Origin of the sequence: Rhizobium rhizogenes NBRC 13257 (assembly GCF_000696095.1) — a bacterium.
GTDB classification, from domain to species: domain Bacteria; phylum Pseudomonadota; class Alphaproteobacteria; order Rhizobiales; family Rhizobiaceae; genus Rhizobium; species Rhizobium rhizogenes.
Genome location: NZ_BAYX01000018.1, coordinates 58,905 through 74,354 on the forward strand (window position 1 = coordinate 58,905; position 15,450 = coordinate 74,354).

At 61.6% G+C, this 15,450-nt stretch carries 14 protein-coding genes; 7 read left to right on the plus strand and 7 right to left on the minus strand.

Translation table 11 applies throughout. From position 1 onward, the window contains the following. Positions 1-3 precede the first annotated feature (3 nt). Entirely contained in the window at positions 4-1,269 is a 1,266-nt protein-coding gene (locus RRH01S_RS28400) for an ABC transporter substrate-binding protein (protein WP_012652491.1), read from the plus strand. A 65-nt stretch (positions 1,270-1,334) separates the two neighbouring features. On the opposite strand, the gene RRH01S_RS28405 is transcribed toward RRH01S_RS28400, so the two are convergent. After that, positions 1,335-2,327 (minus strand): LacI family DNA-binding transcriptional regulator, encoded by a 993-nt coding sequence (locus tag RRH01S_RS28405; protein WP_042476110.1) that lies wholly within the window; start codon positions 2,325-2,327, stop codon positions 1,335-1,337. Positions 2,328-2,630: 303 nt separating this feature from the next. Here RRH01S_RS28405 and RRH01S_RS28410 point away from each other — a divergent pair, with 303 nt between their 5' ends. Together RRH01S_RS28410 and RRH01S_RS28415 are read left to right on the plus strand one after the other, a co-directional pair. Next, entirely contained in the window at positions 2,631-3,494 is an 864-nt protein-coding gene (locus RRH01S_RS28410; protein ID WP_042476092.1) for an AraC family transcriptional regulator, read from the plus strand. A gap of 142 nt (positions 3,495-3,636) precedes the next feature. Further along, positions 3,637-4,557, plus strand: coding sequence for a YncE family protein (locus RRH01S_RS28415; RefSeq protein ID WP_012652494.1), 921 nt, complete (start codon positions 3,637-3,639; stop codon positions 4,555-4,557). Between the two features lie 48 nt (positions 4,558-4,605). On the opposite strand, the gene RRH01S_RS28420 is transcribed toward RRH01S_RS28415, so the two are convergent. Next, positions 4,606-5,061, minus strand: coding sequence for a MarR family winged helix-turn-helix transcriptional regulator (locus RRH01S_RS28420; RefSeq protein ID WP_012652495.1), 456 nt, complete (start codon positions 5,059-5,061; stop codon positions 4,606-4,608). A gap of 74 nt (positions 5,062-5,135) precedes the next feature. Between RRH01S_RS28420 and RRH01S_RS28425 the strand changes: the two genes are divergently transcribed. Continuing rightward, on the plus strand, positions 5,136-6,293 hold the full coding sequence (locus tag RRH01S_RS28425; protein WP_042476095.1) for an FAD-dependent oxidoreductase: 1,158 nt from the start codon (positions 5,136-5,138) through the stop codon (positions 6,291-6,293). An 88-nt stretch (positions 6,294-6,381) separates the two neighbouring features. Here the strand turns inward: RRH01S_RS28425 and RRH01S_RS28430 are convergent, their stop codons facing one another. Next, a complete protein-coding gene (locus RRH01S_RS28430) occupies positions 6,382-7,968 on the minus strand; it encodes an aldehyde dehydrogenase (NADP(+)) (RefSeq protein ID WP_034521327.1) in 1,587 nt (528 codons plus the stop codon). Between the two features lie 268 nt (positions 7,969-8,236). On the opposite strand from RRH01S_RS28430, the gene RRH01S_RS28435 reads away from it, so the two are divergent. After that, on the plus strand, positions 8,237-9,748 hold the full coding sequence (locus RRH01S_RS28435; RefSeq protein ID WP_012652498.1) for a mechanosensitive ion channel family protein: 1,512 nt from the start codon (positions 8,237-8,239) through the stop codon (positions 9,746-9,748). On the opposite strand, the gene RRH01S_RS28440 is transcribed toward RRH01S_RS28435, so the two are convergent. Beyond that, positions 9,745-11,265: a S10 family peptidase gene (locus RRH01S_RS28440; protein WP_042476098.1), complete on the minus strand. Its 1,521-nt coding sequence runs from the start codon at positions 11,263-11,265 to the stop codon at positions 9,745-9,747. The two genes, RRH01S_RS28435 and RRH01S_RS28440, sit on opposite strands and share 4 nt — an antisense overlap. Positions 11,266-11,481: 216 nt before the next feature. Here RRH01S_RS28440 and RRH01S_RS28450 point away from each other — a divergent pair, with 216 nt between their 5' ends. Beyond that, complete coding sequence (locus tag RRH01S_RS28450) at positions 11,482-12,213, plus strand: dienelactone hydrolase family protein (protein ID WP_012652500.1); 732 nt, start codon at positions 11,482-11,484, stop codon at positions 12,211-12,213. A 95-nt stretch (positions 12,214-12,308) separates the two neighbouring features. On the opposite strand, the gene RRH01S_RS28455 is transcribed toward RRH01S_RS28450, so the two are convergent. Further along, positions 12,309-12,995 (minus strand): cysteine hydrolase family protein, encoded by a 687-nt coding sequence (locus RRH01S_RS28455; RefSeq protein WP_052365328.1) that lies wholly within the window; start codon positions 12,993-12,995, stop codon positions 12,309-12,311. Between the two features lie 269 nt (positions 12,996-13,264). Here RRH01S_RS28455 and RRH01S_RS28460 point away from each other — a divergent pair, with 269 nt between their 5' ends. After that, positions 13,265-14,155 carry an amino acid ABC transporter substrate-binding protein gene (locus RRH01S_RS28460; protein ID WP_042476116.1) on the plus strand — a complete coding sequence of 297 codons (891 nt, stop codon included), beginning with the start codon at positions 13,265-13,267 and terminating at the stop codon, positions 14,153-14,155. A 95-nt stretch (positions 14,156-14,250) separates the two neighbouring features. On the opposite strand, the gene RRH01S_RS34660 is transcribed toward RRH01S_RS28460, so the two are convergent. Continuing rightward, the gene (locus tag RRH01S_RS34660; RefSeq protein WP_174010350.1) at positions 14,251-14,439 is read right to left on the minus strand and encodes a hypothetical protein; all 189 of its coding nucleotides are present in this window, start codon (positions 14,437-14,439) and stop codon (positions 14,251-14,253) included. A 770-nt stretch (positions 14,440-15,209) separates the two neighbouring features. Continuing rightward, positions 15,210-15,338, minus strand: a complete 129-nt coding sequence (locus RRH01S_RS35130) for a hypothetical protein (RefSeq protein ID WP_258719677.1) — start codon at positions 15,336-15,338, stop codon at positions 15,210-15,212. Positions 15,339-15,450: the final 112 nt, after the last annotated feature.

Consider the following 15,450-nt stretch of genomic DNA (forward strand, 5'->3'; position numbering starts at 1 on the left):
GCGATGAAGCATATCACCCAGATTCTCGCCGCCGCGGCCATTTCGATGGTCGTGTCGGTCCCGGCCTATGCCGAGACAACCTTGACGGTTCACTATCCGATGCCCGGCTTCTTCAAGAACGTGATGGACACGATCTCGAAGAAGTTCATGGAAGAAAATCCGGATATCAAGATCCAGTTCGCCGCACCCTCGGCGACCTATGAGGAAGGCATCCAGACCATCCTGCGCCAGGCCGGCACCAGCGAGATGCCCGATGTCACCTTCATCGGCCTCAACCGCCTGCGGATGATGGACGAGCGCAATGTCGCCGTCGATCTCGGGTCGCTCGTCCAGAAGGACGGCAACATGGCCGCCCAGGGCTTCTCCGACACCATCCTTAAGCTCGCCCAGGTCAAGGGCAAGCAGGTCGGCCTCGCTTTTGCGACCTCGAACCCGATCATGTACTACAACGCCGACCTCGTTAAGGCAGCCGGCGGCGACCCCGACAACCCGCCTAAGACTTGGGACGAGGTCATTACGCTTGCCGGCAAGATCAAGGCACTCGGCAACGGCGTCGACGGCATGGACTTCCGCTGGCAGGGCGACGACTGGATGTTCTCTGCCCTCCTCTTCGGCGCCGGCGGCAAAATGCTGAGCGACGATGAAAGCAAGGTCGCCTTCAACGGTCCTGAAGGACAGAAGGCCGTCGCGCTAATCCAGCGCTTCGTCAAGGAAGGCGGCATGCCGGTCTTCACCAAGGCTGCCGGCGAACAGGCCTTCGCCGCCGGCAAGGTCGGTTTCGAATTCCAGACCACCGGCGCGCTCGTCAACACGGTCAAGAATGTCGGCGCCAAGTTCGACCTGCGCACCGCCAAGATCCCGTTGATCGATCCGGTCAACGGCCGCCTGCCGACCGGCGGCAACGCCGTCGTCATCCTGACGCATGATCCGGTCAAGGAAGAAGCCGCCTGGAAGTTCGCCAAGTTCGCCGCCGGCCCTTATGGCGCATCGGTCGTCGTTCCCGGCACCGGCTATGTCCCGAACAACGAGCTCGCCGCCAAGTCGGCCGAGTATCTCGGTGACTTCTACAAGAAGAACCCGCTGTTCCAGGCTGGCCTCAGCCAGATGCCGGTGATGATCCCCTGGTACGCCTTCCCCGGCGCCAACGGTGTCAAGGTCACCCAGACGATCGTCGACAACCTGTCGCGCATCGTCGACGGCTCGGCCGAGCCGAAGGAAGCCCTTGATGACGCCGCTTCTGACGTCGAAGGCATGCTGCCGCGCAGCTAAGACTTGATTGACCGACCGACGCCGCCTCCTTTCCCGGAGGCGGCGTTTCCATGTCCGTGAATGCGTCAGGACGAGGTGTTGAGATTGCGGACAGTCCGGCCCGGCCGCAGCCGGTAGGGCACGGTCAGGTGGCGTGGCGGCGCGGCATTTTCCGCCATGTCGAGCAGCAGCGAGGCAGCGGCCGCCCCCATGGTCGCATCCGGTATCTCCACCGTCGACAGCGGCAAATCCATCAGCCGGCCGATGGCAATGCCGTCAAAACCGGCAACGGAGATGTCGCGCGGGATTGAAAGACCTTGCCGTCTGAGCGCACCCATGACCCCAAGGGCCAGGAGATCGTTGGACGCAATGATGGCCGTCGGCTTTAGCCGGGGTACGACGTCTCCGAGATCGAGTTGCTCCAGACTGTCGATGAAAGGAATCTGCAATGCTTCGATCGGCGAATGGCCAGCCTCCTCCATCGACCTGAGATAACCCAGATAACGTAGCTTGGCGCGATCCGATGCGGCGAAGTGGCCGGCAATGAACAAGATGCGGTGATGCCCCATATGCAGCAGATGATCCGTCAGTTCTCGGCCGGCGCCGAAATTGTCGGTCGCCACCGCAGCCGTGAAGCGCGCCGTCGGCAGATTACCGAGCAGCACGGTGGGCGGCAACGCCGAGGAAAGCGCCGGGCTGCGCTCAGGATCGCAAACAGTGAGGATGAGCCCGGTTGGCCGCTGGTGCAGCAGCGAGGCGACGGCATCGGCCTCCTGCGCCGGATCGTAGTTCGACTGCGCGATCAAGACGCTATGGCCGGCATGCAGCGCCCGGTGCTGAATACTGGAAAGCGAAGCCGCAAAGACCGGGTTAGTGATGCTGGGGATGAGCACGCCGATCGCCGGCCGGCGGCGGGCAAAGGTGCCTGCGCGGCCGCTGGCGCGATAGCCGAGTTCGGCCGCCGCCCGGCGCACGCGGCGCACCATCTCGTCGCTGACCGGGCCGTTATGATTGAGCACCCGGCTTGCGGTCGCGATCGAGCAGCCGGCGCGAAAGGCGACTTGCTGGAGCGTCGACATGATCTCATGCATCTCCGGCTTCAGGTCCGCCGTTGAAGGCCGGCAGGCCATGGGAATGGCGGGGATTTATAGCAGTTCGATGACAGTTATTTGAATGGGCTTGAAATGGGAACGCGATCAGCATTCCCATAATGACCGGCGCTGGCGTCATTGCCATATTAGCAATAGTATATTTATATCATATTTTAACGCGACTGACGGCTTTCGCTTTGCACTATCTAGGATAGTGGCGTGAAAATTGGTAATCGTCAGCGGCATCGGTCCCTAAGGGGCCGGCTATTGTTGGCTTGGGGCGTGGCAACGATGCTGCAAGATGCGCAGTCCAAGGACTATTTCAGGCTGAGCGCGCCAGCGCGCGCGCTTCGCGCTGTCCTCTGCAAAAACGGCATTGACCTCGACTGTCCCGAGGCGCCCGCTTTCGTGCTTGGCCTGCGGGGTCAGGAGCCGGCGCTAGACCGGGTCACGCTTGATGAATGCGTCGCTCCGGCCATTCCGTTTCCTCATGGCATGATCGCGCTTGCCCGCCTGATCCTCGACCCGCACACAGAGGCGGATGACAGGGAGACGATCAGCCTTTATCTGTCACGCCACAACTTCGACCGGATTGCCGAACTCTCGCTTACGCCCGGCTGTGCTACAGGCGATACCGTCCTCGAAAACCTGTTATCCCGCCTGACCTCTGCCATCGCGCATCCTGACCGAACGGAGCCTTTGCTTATCGATCCCATCGGCAAGGCCTTCAACGCCCATATCGCTCAACATTATGGCCGTATGCCGGTAGCGCGATCCGCCGTAATCGGCGGCTTGACGCCGTGGCAGCTGCGCCGTGCCCACGATACGATCAATGCCCGGCTGGATCGGGATGTATCCCTGGCGCAACTGGCCAGCCACTGCGGCCTTTCGACCAGCCATTTCGCCCGCGCCTTCGCGCGCAGCACCGGCATCCCGCCGCATCGCTGGCTGATGCAGCGCCGCGTCGATCGCGCCAAGGAACTGATGCGCAAGGGAACGCCGCTTGCCGAAATCGCACTGATGTGCGGCTTCTCGGATCAAAGCCATTTGACGCGCGTCTTCTCGCAATCCGTCGGCCTCACGCCGGGACGCTGGCGGGAATCGCAGATCCCCGCCGCCTTCGACATGACATCGATCGCATTGGGCGAGGCATGACCCGCGACATCTAGGCGCTTGATCTTCGCTGCACCGCAGCAGATCCTCAATAAGACCACGAAGACGAATGATGCTGTCATCAAGCGATGCCATCATTAACTTGCTGTGATCCGCAGATCCGACCCTTTGAAAGGATGCTCTCATGTCTGAAGCAGAAGCACGGACGCCTGCCACCTCTCCCGAAAACACCGAACGGCTGTTCTTCCTCGACATCAATGACGGCCGAATTCTCTCCTCCGCCATCGACGGCACCGACCTCCAGCTGATCATCCAGCGGCCGGGCCGCAGCCCGGATGGCATTCTCGTCGACAGCGAAAACGGTTGGCTCTACTGGACGGAAATGGGCACTGACTACAATGCCCATGACGGCTCGATCGAGCGTATCGATCTCGACGGCCGCAACCACGTCACATTAATTCCGCCCGGCAGCACGTTGGTGACGCCGAAGCAGATCCAGATCGATTACGGCAATGGCAAGCTCTATTGGTGCGACCGCGAGGGCATGCGTGTCATGCGCGCTAATATCGACGGCTCCGATATCGAGACGCTCGTGCAGAACGGCGACAGCCCGCAAGACAGCGCCGATATCGAACGCTGGTGCGTCGGCATCGCGCTCGACCTGCCGCTCGGGCAGATCTACTGGACGCAGAAGGGCCCACCGGATGCCGGCCTTGGCCGCATCTTCCGCGCCGGCATCAACATTCCCAAAGGCGAGACGGCAACGAGCCGCAGCGATATCGAAGTCCTGCTCGACAAGCTGCCCGAGCCGATCGACCTCGAACTCGATCTCGCCACCCGCATCATCTACTGGACCGACCGCGGCAATCTTCCACGAGGGAACACCGTCAACCGCGCCGAGATGGACGATCTCGCAGCAACCTCCGAAGTCGTCCTCGAGGGCCTCGACGAAGGCATCGGCCTATCGCTCGACCTCCCTAACAACCGCATGTTCTTCACCGACATCGGCGGCAATCTCTACTCCGCCAGCCTCGATGGCTCAGGCGAGCGTGAGCTTCTGCATCATGCGGGCTCGTTCACGGGGATTGTTTACGCGGAAATCTGACCAATCGGCGACGCCAAACCCATACCGTAGGCACGCAAAGAAGCGTGCCTACGACACATCTTCTTCCAAGATCATCCGCTCCAGGTTCCGATTAAGTCGCCGCATCAATTGCAGCAGCATTTGAACCTCGTCGTCGTTGAATCCCGCCAGAACCATCTCCCGTCCCTCGTCCAAAGCATCGCGGGCTGCGGGAAGCTTCGCGAGGGCCGCCTCGGTCAACGACACGAGGCTGCTGCGCCCATCCGCCGGGTCTGGCGTGCGCCGGATCAAACCATCGCGCTCCATGCGGGCCAACATCTGCGCCATCGACGGCTGCTCGATCTTGGCGAACTTCGCCAACTCCTTCTGAGACATCCGCGCTCCATTCCGAAGCAGGTAGAGCACCGGCAGCTGGCCGATGCTGAAGCCCAACGCCTTCACTCGACGCTCCCCGAGCCGCGCAAAGCTGCGCGACGCCATGTTGATGAGCGGCGCCGGATTCTCGAACAAGTCCCAATCGGTCATATTTTCGTCACTTGTATAGGTGCCTATGTTGATTTATATAGGTACCTATCTACAGAAAGAAGAGAATTTTGTCCATGACATCTTATCCCCGCATCGCCATCATCGGCGCAGGCCCCGCCGGCCTGACACTCGCCCGCATTCTCCACCAGGGCGGAGTGAAAACCACCGTCTTCGAATGCGAGGAGCACGCACTCGCTCGGCCGCAGGGTGGAACGCTCGACTTGCACGTCGAATCCGGCCAGCTGGCGCTGCGCCACGCCGGCCTCTACGAAGAATTCCTGGAGATTGCGCGCTACGAAGATCAGGGGAGCCGGCTCTACGACAAGAACGGTACGCTGCTGTTTGCCGATGACGACACCGACGAGTCCGACAGGCCTGAAGTGGACCGCACGGCGCTGCGCCAGATCCTGCTCGCCTCCCTGCCGGCGGGCATCATCCGCTGGAACCACGGCCTGCTCGAGGTATACCCTCGGGAAGACGGCGCCTACGACCTGGTCTTCGAACACGGAACGGCTGGCCCGTTTGATCTCGTCATCGGTGCCGATGGCAGCTGGTCCAAGGTAAGGCCGCTGGTCTCCCACTACCACCCGCAATATAGTGGCATCAGCTTCATCGAATTCGGCATCGACGACGTCGACGCCAGCCATCCCGAGCTCGCTGCCCTTGTCGGCCGTGGCAAGATCGGTGTCGAGGCTGACGGCAGAGGCATGATCGTGCAGCGCAACGGCAACGCCCACATCAGGGGCTACGCGATTTTCCGCGTGCCCGCCGACTGGGCCAACAAAGCCTTTGACTTTGCGTCGCCGGCGTCAGCCCGCGCACAGCTGGCCGCGGAATTCGAAGGCTGGGCGCCGAAGATCCTCGCCCTCATCCACGCAAGCAATGACCGTATCGTCTCGCGGCCAATCTATGCGCTGCCGGTCGGGCATCGGTGGAACAATCGGGTCGGAATAACACTTCTGGGCGACGCCGCGCATGTGATGTCGCCCTTCGGTGGAGAAGGCGTGAACGCGGCCATGCTGGACGCAGCCGAACTTGGCCGTCAGCTTCTGGAAAACGACGACTGGAGAAATGCCGTCAGAGCCTACGAAGCAGAGATGTTCGAACGCGTCATGGAGCCAGCAGAACATGCGGCGGAGGCAGTCGCCACCGAACTATCCCATCTCGGAGCGGAGCTATCGCTCCAGCATTATAAGGCGCATATCGAAGCCCGCCACAGCACAGCGGCATAACATCAACTGGAAGCAGAAAACGGGCCCAAATAGCCCGTTTCCAAAGGGTGGCGATCTCCTCAATCGCTATTAGGTATTGAGGTCTCGCTCAATTGCCCTTGCGGATGCCATCGAGAAGATGCGGCAGACCCTTGACCCCCTCATCCCGCAATTCCACCGGTAGCAAGCCGTCCGGAATATCCTGATAGGACACCGGACGCAGGAAGCGGCGGATGGCAAGGGTGCCGACCGAGGTCGTACGGCTGTCGGACGTCGCCGGGAATGGGCCGCCGTGCACCATGGCGTGGCTAACTTCGACACCGGTCGGCCAACCATTGGCGAGGATGCGCCCGGCCTTGCGTTCCAGCACCGGCAGCAGCTTGGCGGTAATGGCATGATCGCCGGCATCGAGCTGCAACGTCGCTGTGAGCTGGCCTTCCAGCTTTTCGGCAACGGCGATCATCTGGTCGATATCCTTACAGCGTACCAGCAGGCTCGCGGCACCGAAGACCTCGTGACCGAGCCGCTCATCGGCAAGGAATTCCTCGGCATCGGTTTCGAAGAAGATGCCGGGGCTACGGTTGACGCCTTCCGCCGGCGCTCCATGAGCAACCGTCTTCACCGCCTCATGGCCGGCAAGAGCCGCAACGCCATTATCGAAAGCGGCGTGGATACCGGGCGTCAGCATCGGCGCCGGTGCACGGCCGGTCAGTGCCGCGCTGGCGGCATCGACGAAACGGTCGAGATCGGGGCCATCGATGGCGAAGACCAGGCCGGGATTGGTGCAGAATTGGCCGGCGCCGAGTGTCAGCGAATCGATGAAGCCGCTACCGATCGCCTCGGCGCGGGCGGCAAGCGCTGCCGGAAATAGGAAGACCGGGTTGACGCTGCTCATCTCGGCATAGACCGGGATCGGCTCCGGCCGTGCCGCCGCGATAGCGCCGAGCGCCAAGCCACCGCCACGCGAGCCGGTGAAGCCGACGGCCTTGATCTGCGGATTGCGCACCAGCGCCGCACCGGTCTCGTTGGCGCCGGTCAGCAGCGAGAAGGTGCCTTCCGGCAGACCGCAGGCGACGACGGCAGCGCGAATGGCACGGCCGACCAGCTCGCCGGTGCCTGGATGGGCGAGATGACCCTTGACGACGACGGGGCAACCGGCGGCCAGCGCGGAAGCGGTATCACCACCGGCGACCGAGAAGGCGAGCGGGAAATTGCTGGCACCAAAAACGGCGACGGGGCCAAGCGCGATCTGGCGCAGTCGCAGATCCGGGCGCGGCAACGGCTTGCGTTCCGGCAGAGCCGGGTCGACGCGCAGGTCGAGCCATTCGCCGGAGCGAACCACTTGCGCGAACAGCCGGAGTTGGCCGACAGTGCGGGCACGTTCGCCCTGCAGGCGGGCGACCGGCAAGCCGGTCTCTTCCGTGGCGCGCTCGATCAGCGCATCGCCGATCTCCAGAATGTTCGCCGCGATGGTCTCAAGGAACGTCGCACGCGCCTCCGGGCTGGTGGCGCGATAGATATCGAATGCCTGGGCGGCCAATTCGCAAGCGCGGGCAACCTCCGCCTCGCTGGCAATCGCGAAGGCCGGTTCCAGGTTTGCGCCGGTCGCCGGGTTGATGGCGCGCACGGACTTGTTTTCACCGGTCGACTCCGCGCCGATCAGCAGATCGCCGCTAATCACAAAAGACTGTGTCATGGGTATTCCTTGATGATGCCGGGGCGCTGGGAGGTGCGCCCGTCAGGAGCAGATAGCAGGATGAAATGACAGATGTAAGATGATAATCGTCATCTAAATATCAAGCCTTATCCCGAGGATAAGACGATGACGACCTTATGCGCCGACCCTGCCCGAGGATCAAGGCTGAAGAGGGCGGGAAAACGAGCACGCCATCCCCATATGGTATTGCAGCGGCGTTCGTGCCAATTTACCCGTCATCCGAACGACTGATTGCGGCCAAGTCCTCATGTCCATTGCGCTTCTCGCCGATCCCATCGTCCAGTTCTGCATCCTGGTGGTCATCGGCACATTCGTCAGTCGCTTCCTGCTTCGCCACCGGCGCGCCGGCCGACTGATCGGGCAGATCGCCTTTTTCGTCAGCCTCACCGCGCTTCTACTCTATCACGGCATCGTGCCCTATGAGCAAAGCTCGCCGGTGGGCACGGTGACATTGCGCGTCTTCACCGGCTTCGCCAAGATAGTCTGGTGGCTCAACGCCGCCTGGGTGCTGGTGGCCTTCGTCCGGCTGTTCCTGATTTTCGAACGCAAGCCGCGCGAAGGCCGGCTGCTGCAGGATGTGGTCGTCGGCATCATCTATCTCGGCGCCATTCTCTCCGTCGTCGCCGATGTCTTCAGCGTCCCCATCGGCACATTGATCGCCACCTCCGGCGTCTTCGCCATCATTCTCGGCCTGGCGCTGCAAAGCACCTTGAGCGATGTCTTCTCCGGCCTGGCACTCAACCTCGGCCGGCCCTATTCCATCGGCGATTGGGTCGTGCTCGACAACGATATCCAGGGCCGCGTCGTCGAGACCAACTGGCGGGCCACGCATCTGCTCAACGGCACCAACGACCTCGTCGTCATTCCGAACAGCACCCTTGCCAAGACGCGGATCACCAATCTCTCCAGCCCGGACGAGAGCCACGGCGTCACCATCACCGTGCGTGTCCAGCCGACCACGCAGCCGAACGTCATCGCCGAGGTGATGCGCAACGTTCTGATCAGCTGCAACACGATCCAGAAGACGCCCGAACCCAGCGTCATGGTCAATTCGATCGACGCGCAGGCCGTGGAACTGCAACTGACCTTCCGCATCCGCGACATATCACAGACCACCGCCGCCAAGAACGAAATCTACGATCTCATCTACCGCCATTCGAAAGCCGGCGGCCTAAAGCTTGCCGGCCCTCCCGGTGCAATCATGATGCCATCGGAAGAGCGAGCCGAGGTAGCAGCGAGCATCGCCCAGCATCCGGGCACGCCCTGGCGGCTGCTCAGCAATATTCCGCTGTTCTCGTCGCTGACCGAAGACGAGAAGGAACACTTGGCATCGCATATGCAGCGCCACACCTATCGCAAGGATACCGTCATCGCCGAGCAGGGAACGCGGCTGCGGGCGCTGACGATCGTGCGTTCCGGTGTTGTCAGCATCACCCGCAAGGAAGCGCAGCGGCAAATCGAGCTGACACGGCTCGCCCCCGGCGACTATTTCGGCGAAGCCGGCCTACTGATGGACACCGGCGAAGTCGGCACGATCAAGGCACTGACCTTCGTCGTCACCTACGAGATCAGCGAGGATTGCCTCGCTCCGCTGCTGCGCGACCGCCCCTCCCTCGCCGAGGAGTTGGGGGCCATCCTCTCAAAACGCATCGAGGCCGAGCATCATCTCTTCGGCGCCAGCAACATGCTGGTCAACGGCGCTCCCATCAGCTCGCTGAGCGCCCGCATCAAGCATCTGTTTCAGATACAGCACGATTAATTCGATTGCGTCGTCGCCGGCTTTGCCTCGAAAAATGCCTTGGCATCCGCAGTAAATTGCTCTCGCGAGGTTGGCCGCGTGTAGAACATATGCCCGCCGCGATAAAGCTTCAGCGCCACGCGATCGGCATAGGCGGCCGGCATGTGGTCGAGTACGTACTTGTTGACACCAAAGGGAATGATGATGTCGCTATAGCCCTGTGCCACTAGCAGCCGGGAGGATGGCACCAGTGACAGCATCTCCTTGATGTCGTCCGTCGCGCTAGCGCTCAACCGCGAGCCGCCTTTCCGGCCGCCCCAGTTCCATTGCTCGTTTACGGAGTTCGACAGCAGCGTGTAGGTCATGTCGGTATGGAAGCCGAGTTCGTCGCGCGCGTAGCTCGAAAAAGCGCCGCCATAGGCGCGCACGAAACCATCCAGGATCGGATCGCCACCATGTTCCGCATCCGACTGGGGATAGGGATCGGGCGCCAGGAACGAGGCGTCGTACATACTGGCGACATCGGCGCCGGCGCCATCGGAGTGTTTCTGATAGACGCCGCCCAGAAAGCCCTGATTGCGGGCAACGACATCTTCGGGGATACCCGTCAGCTTGGCCACGCGCCCATAGAAGGCGCGGCCTGCATCGCCAGTCGGCGGCGGGCCTGCCAGCGCCGGCAGATATTCATTGAGCGCAAATGTCTCGGCGTCTTTCACCCTCTGCTCGCTAAAGGCATTTTGCCGCTCCAGTTCGGCGGCTGCCAGCGACGGCAATTCGAGCGCCGCGCCGAACGCCAGATCATTCGCCCCAAAGACGAGCCGTCCCTCGATCAGCGGCGACAGCATGACGATGCCCGAAATCAGGATGCCCTGTTCCCGCCGCAGGCTGCTGGCGACCTTTGCCGAGCGTAGGCCGCCATAGCTTTCGCCGAGAATATATTTCGGCGAGGCAGCCCGCCCATTATGAGTGACATAAAGCGCGATCACCTTGGCGAGGCTGTCGGCATCCGCACGCACATCATAGAAGTCATTGGCGTCATCCGGCTTGACCGTGCGGCTCCAGCCGGTGCCGATCGGATCGATCAGCACGAGATCGGTGAAATTCAGCCAGCTCTTGGGATTGTCGGCCAGCTTGGCATTGGCACCGTCACGGGCGTCGGGACCGAAATCGAGAATGCGAGGGCCCACCAGACCGAGGCTCAGGAAAGCCGAAGCAGCCCCCGGCCCGCCATTGAAGACGAAGGTGATCGGCCTGTTGGGATCACGATCCTTGGCGACATAGGCGGTATAAAAGATCGCCGCGCTGCGCTGGCCATCCTGGCCGAAAAGATCGAGCGTTCCGGCCGTCGCCGTATAGGGAATGCTCTTGCCATCAGCATTCAGCACATGATCGCTGACCGCATCGGCCGGCAGCAGCGAAAGAACGCTGCCGCCACCCCCGCCGCCAGTATGGCCCTGCTCCGGCGGTGCTGCAAAGGCCAGCGTCGAGACAAGAGAAAACACCAGCGCAAGGCCCGGAACCATCTGGCGAAAAGACATGAGAATGCATCCTCCATCGGCCCCGCGCATCGACGCCGTCGCCCCGGATACTATTCCACTGACGGCAAGGGCGGGAACTCAAGAGATGTTGATCGCCGCTCTCTCCATCACATCCCTTTCGCTGAGAGATGCTATTGAGCACCTGACGACCATTTGCGAGAGTGCGCGCCAGCCCGGGGAAATGGCATTCAAACCAGGATCGCAAGGAATTCGACAATGAAGCAGGACATCGAAATCAATACCGCCGACGGCGTCGCCAAGGCGTCGATCTTCCACCCCGACAATGGCGCCACCGCCGAGCGCGGCATCATTTTCTACATGGATGCCATGGGTCCGCGCTCGTCGCTCTATGGCATGGCACAGCGGCTTGCCGATTCCGGTTACACCGTGTTGCTGCCCGATCTCTTCTATCGCTTTGGCGCCTATGGCCCCTTCGACGGCACAGCCTTTAGCGACCCGGCCTCGCGCGAAACGATCATGACGATGCTGCGCGGTACGACGCAGGAGATGACCAAACGCGACAGCGCCGCCTTCCTCGATACGCTGGCGGCCGCCGGTGCCAAGGGTCCGGTTGGCACGGTCGGCTATTGCATGGGCGGCGGACGCGCACTCACAGCCGCTGCCACCTATGCCGACCGCATCGCGGCCGCCGCAAGCTTCCATGGCGGCAATCTCGCCAGCGACGCCGAAGACAGCCCGCACCATCTTGCCGCCGACATCAAGGCGCGCGTCTATATCGGCGTTGCCGGCGTCGACAACAGTTTTCCGCCGGAACAATCCGCCCGCCTCGCCGAGGCGCTCCGCATTGGCGGTGTCGACCACGTCATCGAGAACTATGTCGGCATGGCCCACGGCTGGACCGTCCCCGACCACGGCGTCTACGACGAAACAGGTGCCGAACGGCATTGGAAACGCCTGTTGACTTTGCTTGACGAAACACTGTCCTGAGGGATCAGCCTACTTCAAACAAAAACACCCCACTCTCGAGATGAGAGTGGGGTGTTTTTATGGATTGAGCTGTGTCCAGCAAACCGGACGAACGATCAGAACTTGATCATGTCGATCCTGGTCAACGTCGTTTTCTGCGAGACGCCAGGCGCATTGACCATGTGCCAAGCCACATACTGCTCGGCGTAGAGCTCGGTGGACGACATGCCGTCCACCGGCAGAATGATGTTCATGCCGTTCAGCGCCGCATCGGTGGCGGTATCGAGCACCGCGCCCTCCGACGCCGTGCCCGTGACGATTACCGTCTTGATGCCCTTGTCGGCGAGGATGTTGCGAAGATTGGTGCCAATGAACTTGTCCGGGCCGGACTTGACGATCGGATCGCTTGCCAGCGGCGCGAGATCCGTGGCGATATCCTGCGGCTCACCCTTGCCGGCGAGGCTATAGACGACGAATACGCCCTTGGCGCGCGCCTCGTCGAGCATCGCCTTGACCTTTGGCACGGAGGCAAGGCAACGCGGCTTGGTATTCTTGTTGCATGGCCCCTTGGTTGGATCCTGCGCACCATTGAAATCGAGGATCAGCAGCGCCGTCATCGTGAGATCGACCGTTACCGGCTTCAACTCCGGCGCCGCTGGCGGCTTCACATTCCGCCAATCGTCAATGATGGTCTGGGCAAAGACCGCCGAAGTGCCGAGGAGGCTCAGGACCGCACTGAGAGCCATGAAACCCACGCAGAAAGCGAAGCCCGAGTTCCGTATCACCCTGCCGATATCTTTCATGACGTTCCTCTCTCCAAGTCCCAAGGTCGCATTGGCCTGACCATTCACCCTGAATTAAGTGAAAACGCGCGGGATGATAACGAAACTCTTCGTGATCCCTAAGTGGCCGGTGCGGTCATCCCGCGGATGCACGCTTCCAGGGATAACGCCATAGGCGCAAGCTTGCCGCGAAACTTTCGAAAAACAATCCACCGTTGACAAATACCGACCAGACCATAATCTCCCCTCAAGCGCTTGCGATCGCCACCATTCTTTCGGAGATGAAGATCATGCTGGCGAAATGTATCAGACGGTTGGTGCTGGCAGGCCTCGCCCTTGGTGTTGCGGCGCATATGGCCGCTGCCGCGCAAACGCTCGACCTTATCGCGCGGAAGGGAACCATTCGGATCGGCTATATCACCGACGAGGTGCCTTTCTCCTTCAAGAAGAAGGACGGCAATCCGGCGGGATACACCATCGACCTCTGCGGCAAGATCGCCGATGCGGTCGCACGAAAGCTTCCCCAGGTGAAGCGGGATTATGTCGAAATCACCCTCGCCGACGGCTTTGACGCGGTGAAAAGCAACCAGATCGACCTGCTCTGCGGCGCCATCACCATCAATCTTGGCAGGCGTGAAAGCGTCGATTTCTCCCAGCCGATCTTCCTGACCGGGGCAAGCGCACTGCTGCGCAAGGATTCGCCCGAATACCTGCAGATCCTCTTCCTCGACAAGCGCCCAACCCTGGCCACGGACAGGAAATCGCCTTCGGCAAGCATCATCGGCGTCCGTGCGGACACGACCACCGGCGCAACACTGCGCGAGGCACTCGGCCCCGATGTGCCGCAAACGCGCGTCGTCGATTTCCCTACGCATCAGGACGGGCTGAATGCGCTTGAGAACCACAAGATCGACGCCTATTTCGCCGACCGTGCCCTCCTCATCAGCCTTGCCGCGCATGCGCGCGCGCCCTCGACGCTGGCGATCGGCAACCGCCTGTTCACGCACGAGCCCTACGGGATCGCGCTAAGGCGCGACGATTCCACCTTCCGCCTCCTGGTGGATCAGGCGCTCACCGAGTTCTACCAATCCGATGACTTTCCAAAGCTATTGAAGACCTATTTCGGAGATGAAGGACCCGTTCTGCGCAGCGAGATCATGACGCAGTCCGTTCCGGAGTAAGGCCAAGAAACTGGGGGCGGAAAAAACCGGTTCGAACTCAGCCTCTCCCCCGTTTCCACCTGGAGGCCGGCAATCGGCGGGTCGGTGTGGTCACCCTATTGCGTCGCCAGCAGGCGGCAAGCCATCACAAAGGCGGCGTCAGACGGATGCTTTGGTATGGCTGCCCTGATGAGTTCGGCGATGACGCTTTCGAGTGCTGTGGCGCCCTTCATCGCCGACCGGCCGTGCTCGCTGAAGTCGATCCATCCCTCGTTGAGGCCGTCGAGCATCCGGATTCGAGTCAATGGATTTCGCGTTCACTGAGAACGGAAAATCTGCTCCCAGCTCTAGCGCGGCACCGTCTCGACCGAGATTGGGTGTTTCAGCACCATGGCGAAGGCTCGCGCGAGATCGTTCGGCGATATGCGCGGCGCCTTCCAGTTCGATAAACTGCGCCCTGCTCCAGTCCTCGTGGAGAAGTGCTGCGGCTAGGTGCCCGACATCCTGCGTCGCGACCATCGGGAACAGCTTGTCGGCCGGCTGCAAGAAGCTACGCAGCACGCCTTCGTCGCACACCGAGGGGACGTCTATAGAGCGACAATCTGGATGAGATCACGCGTCTCACGTTGATTGCCGCCCTGCAAATGTCCCAAAGCGCATTCTCCATGAACCAGCCGGGCCTTAGAAAGATAGCCGGAAGACCGATCTCCTGCAGCGACTGTTCCATCAGCGTGTGCCGGGTCAGCAGGTTCTCGTGCGGCGCATCTGCGCCGATGGTCGACAAGCGGGCCACCTTGCCGGGACGAGTCTCTCGATCAAAGCCGGCGTTGCGGCGGCGATGGCCTGTCTGGCCTTGGGACAGCCGGGCTCCGGATCGAACTCCGGAGGGCAGCAGGATGAAGACGCCCGTGGCACCCCTGAAGGCTGCAGAATACGGAAGCGCATTGATGCGCGTTATCCGCGTAATTTGTCTGGGAACGAGGCATCCTGCTTTCTAGGCCCAGCCGACATGCGTCTGCTGTGTTAGTTTCAGAAACAGGTCCATCCAGAACCGGTACTCAGGGCCGCGCCCGAATCAGGCTTCGAGCATGCACCAGGCAACCGACGTGGTACCGTCCTTGCCATGCCGATCGACCGCCGTTTCGATCGCTTCGGCGTCGCTTAGGGATTCCCAGCCGTCGACAATGGTGTAATCAGTGCTCATACTCGTCTCCTTCGGTTTGATTGGTTGTTTCCGCATTCGCAGGTGCCCCGTGCCCCGCAGTCTCTTCTTCATCGCTGGTTAAGACCTGGATCAGGGCAAAGGTTCGGGTTCT

Excerpts from the sequence above, each read along its gene's own strand:
- RRH01S_RS28420 (WP_012652495.1), bottom strand. The coding sequence starts at position 5,061 with ATGACCGATTGGGACTTGTTCGAGAATCCGGCGCCGCTCATCAACATG.
- RRH01S_RS28460 (WP_042476116.1), top strand. The coding sequence starts at position 13,265 with ATGCTGGCGAAATGTATCAGACGGTTGGTGCTGGCAGGCCTCGCCCTT.
- RRH01S_RS28410 (WP_042476092.1), top strand. The coding sequence starts at position 2,631 with ATGCTGCAAGATGCGCAGTCCAAGGACTATTTCAGGCTGAGCGCGCCA.
- RRH01S_RS28455 (WP_052365328.1), bottom strand. The coding sequence starts at position 12,995 with ATGAAAGATATCGGCAGGGTGATACGGAACTCGGGCTTCGCTTTCTGC.
- RRH01S_RS28405 (WP_042476110.1), bottom strand. The coding sequence starts at position 2,327 with ATGTCGACGCTCCAGCAAGTCGCCTTTCGCGCCGGCTGCTCGATCGCG.
- RRH01S_RS28425 (WP_042476095.1), top strand. The coding sequence starts at position 5,136 with ATGACATCTTATCCCCGCATCGCCATCATCGGCGCAGGCCCCGCCGGC.
- RRH01S_RS28430 (WP_034521327.1), bottom strand. The coding sequence starts at position 7,968 with ATGACACAGTCTTTTGTGATTAGCGGCGATCTGCTGATCGGCGCGGAG.
- RRH01S_RS28400 (WP_012652491.1), top strand. The coding sequence starts at position 4 with ATGAAGCATATCACCCAGATTCTCGCCGCCGCGGCCATTTCGATGGTC.
- RRH01S_RS28440 (WP_042476098.1), bottom strand. The coding sequence starts at position 11,265 with ATGTCTTTTCGCCAGATGGTTCCGGGCCTTGCGCTGGTGTTTTCTCTT.
- RRH01S_RS28435 (WP_012652498.1), top strand. The coding sequence starts at position 8,237 with ATGTCCATTGCGCTTCTCGCCGATCCCATCGTCCAGTTCTGCATCCTG.
- RRH01S_RS35130 (WP_258719677.1), bottom strand. The coding sequence starts at position 15,338 with ATGAGCACTGATTACACCATTGTCGACGGCTGGGAATCCCTAAGCGAC.
- RRH01S_RS28415 (WP_012652494.1), top strand. The coding sequence starts at position 3,637 with ATGTCTGAAGCAGAAGCACGGACGCCTGCCACCTCTCCCGAAAACACC.
- RRH01S_RS28450 (WP_012652500.1), top strand. The coding sequence starts at position 11,482 with ATGAAGCAGGACATCGAAATCAATACCGCCGACGGCGTCGCCAAGGCG.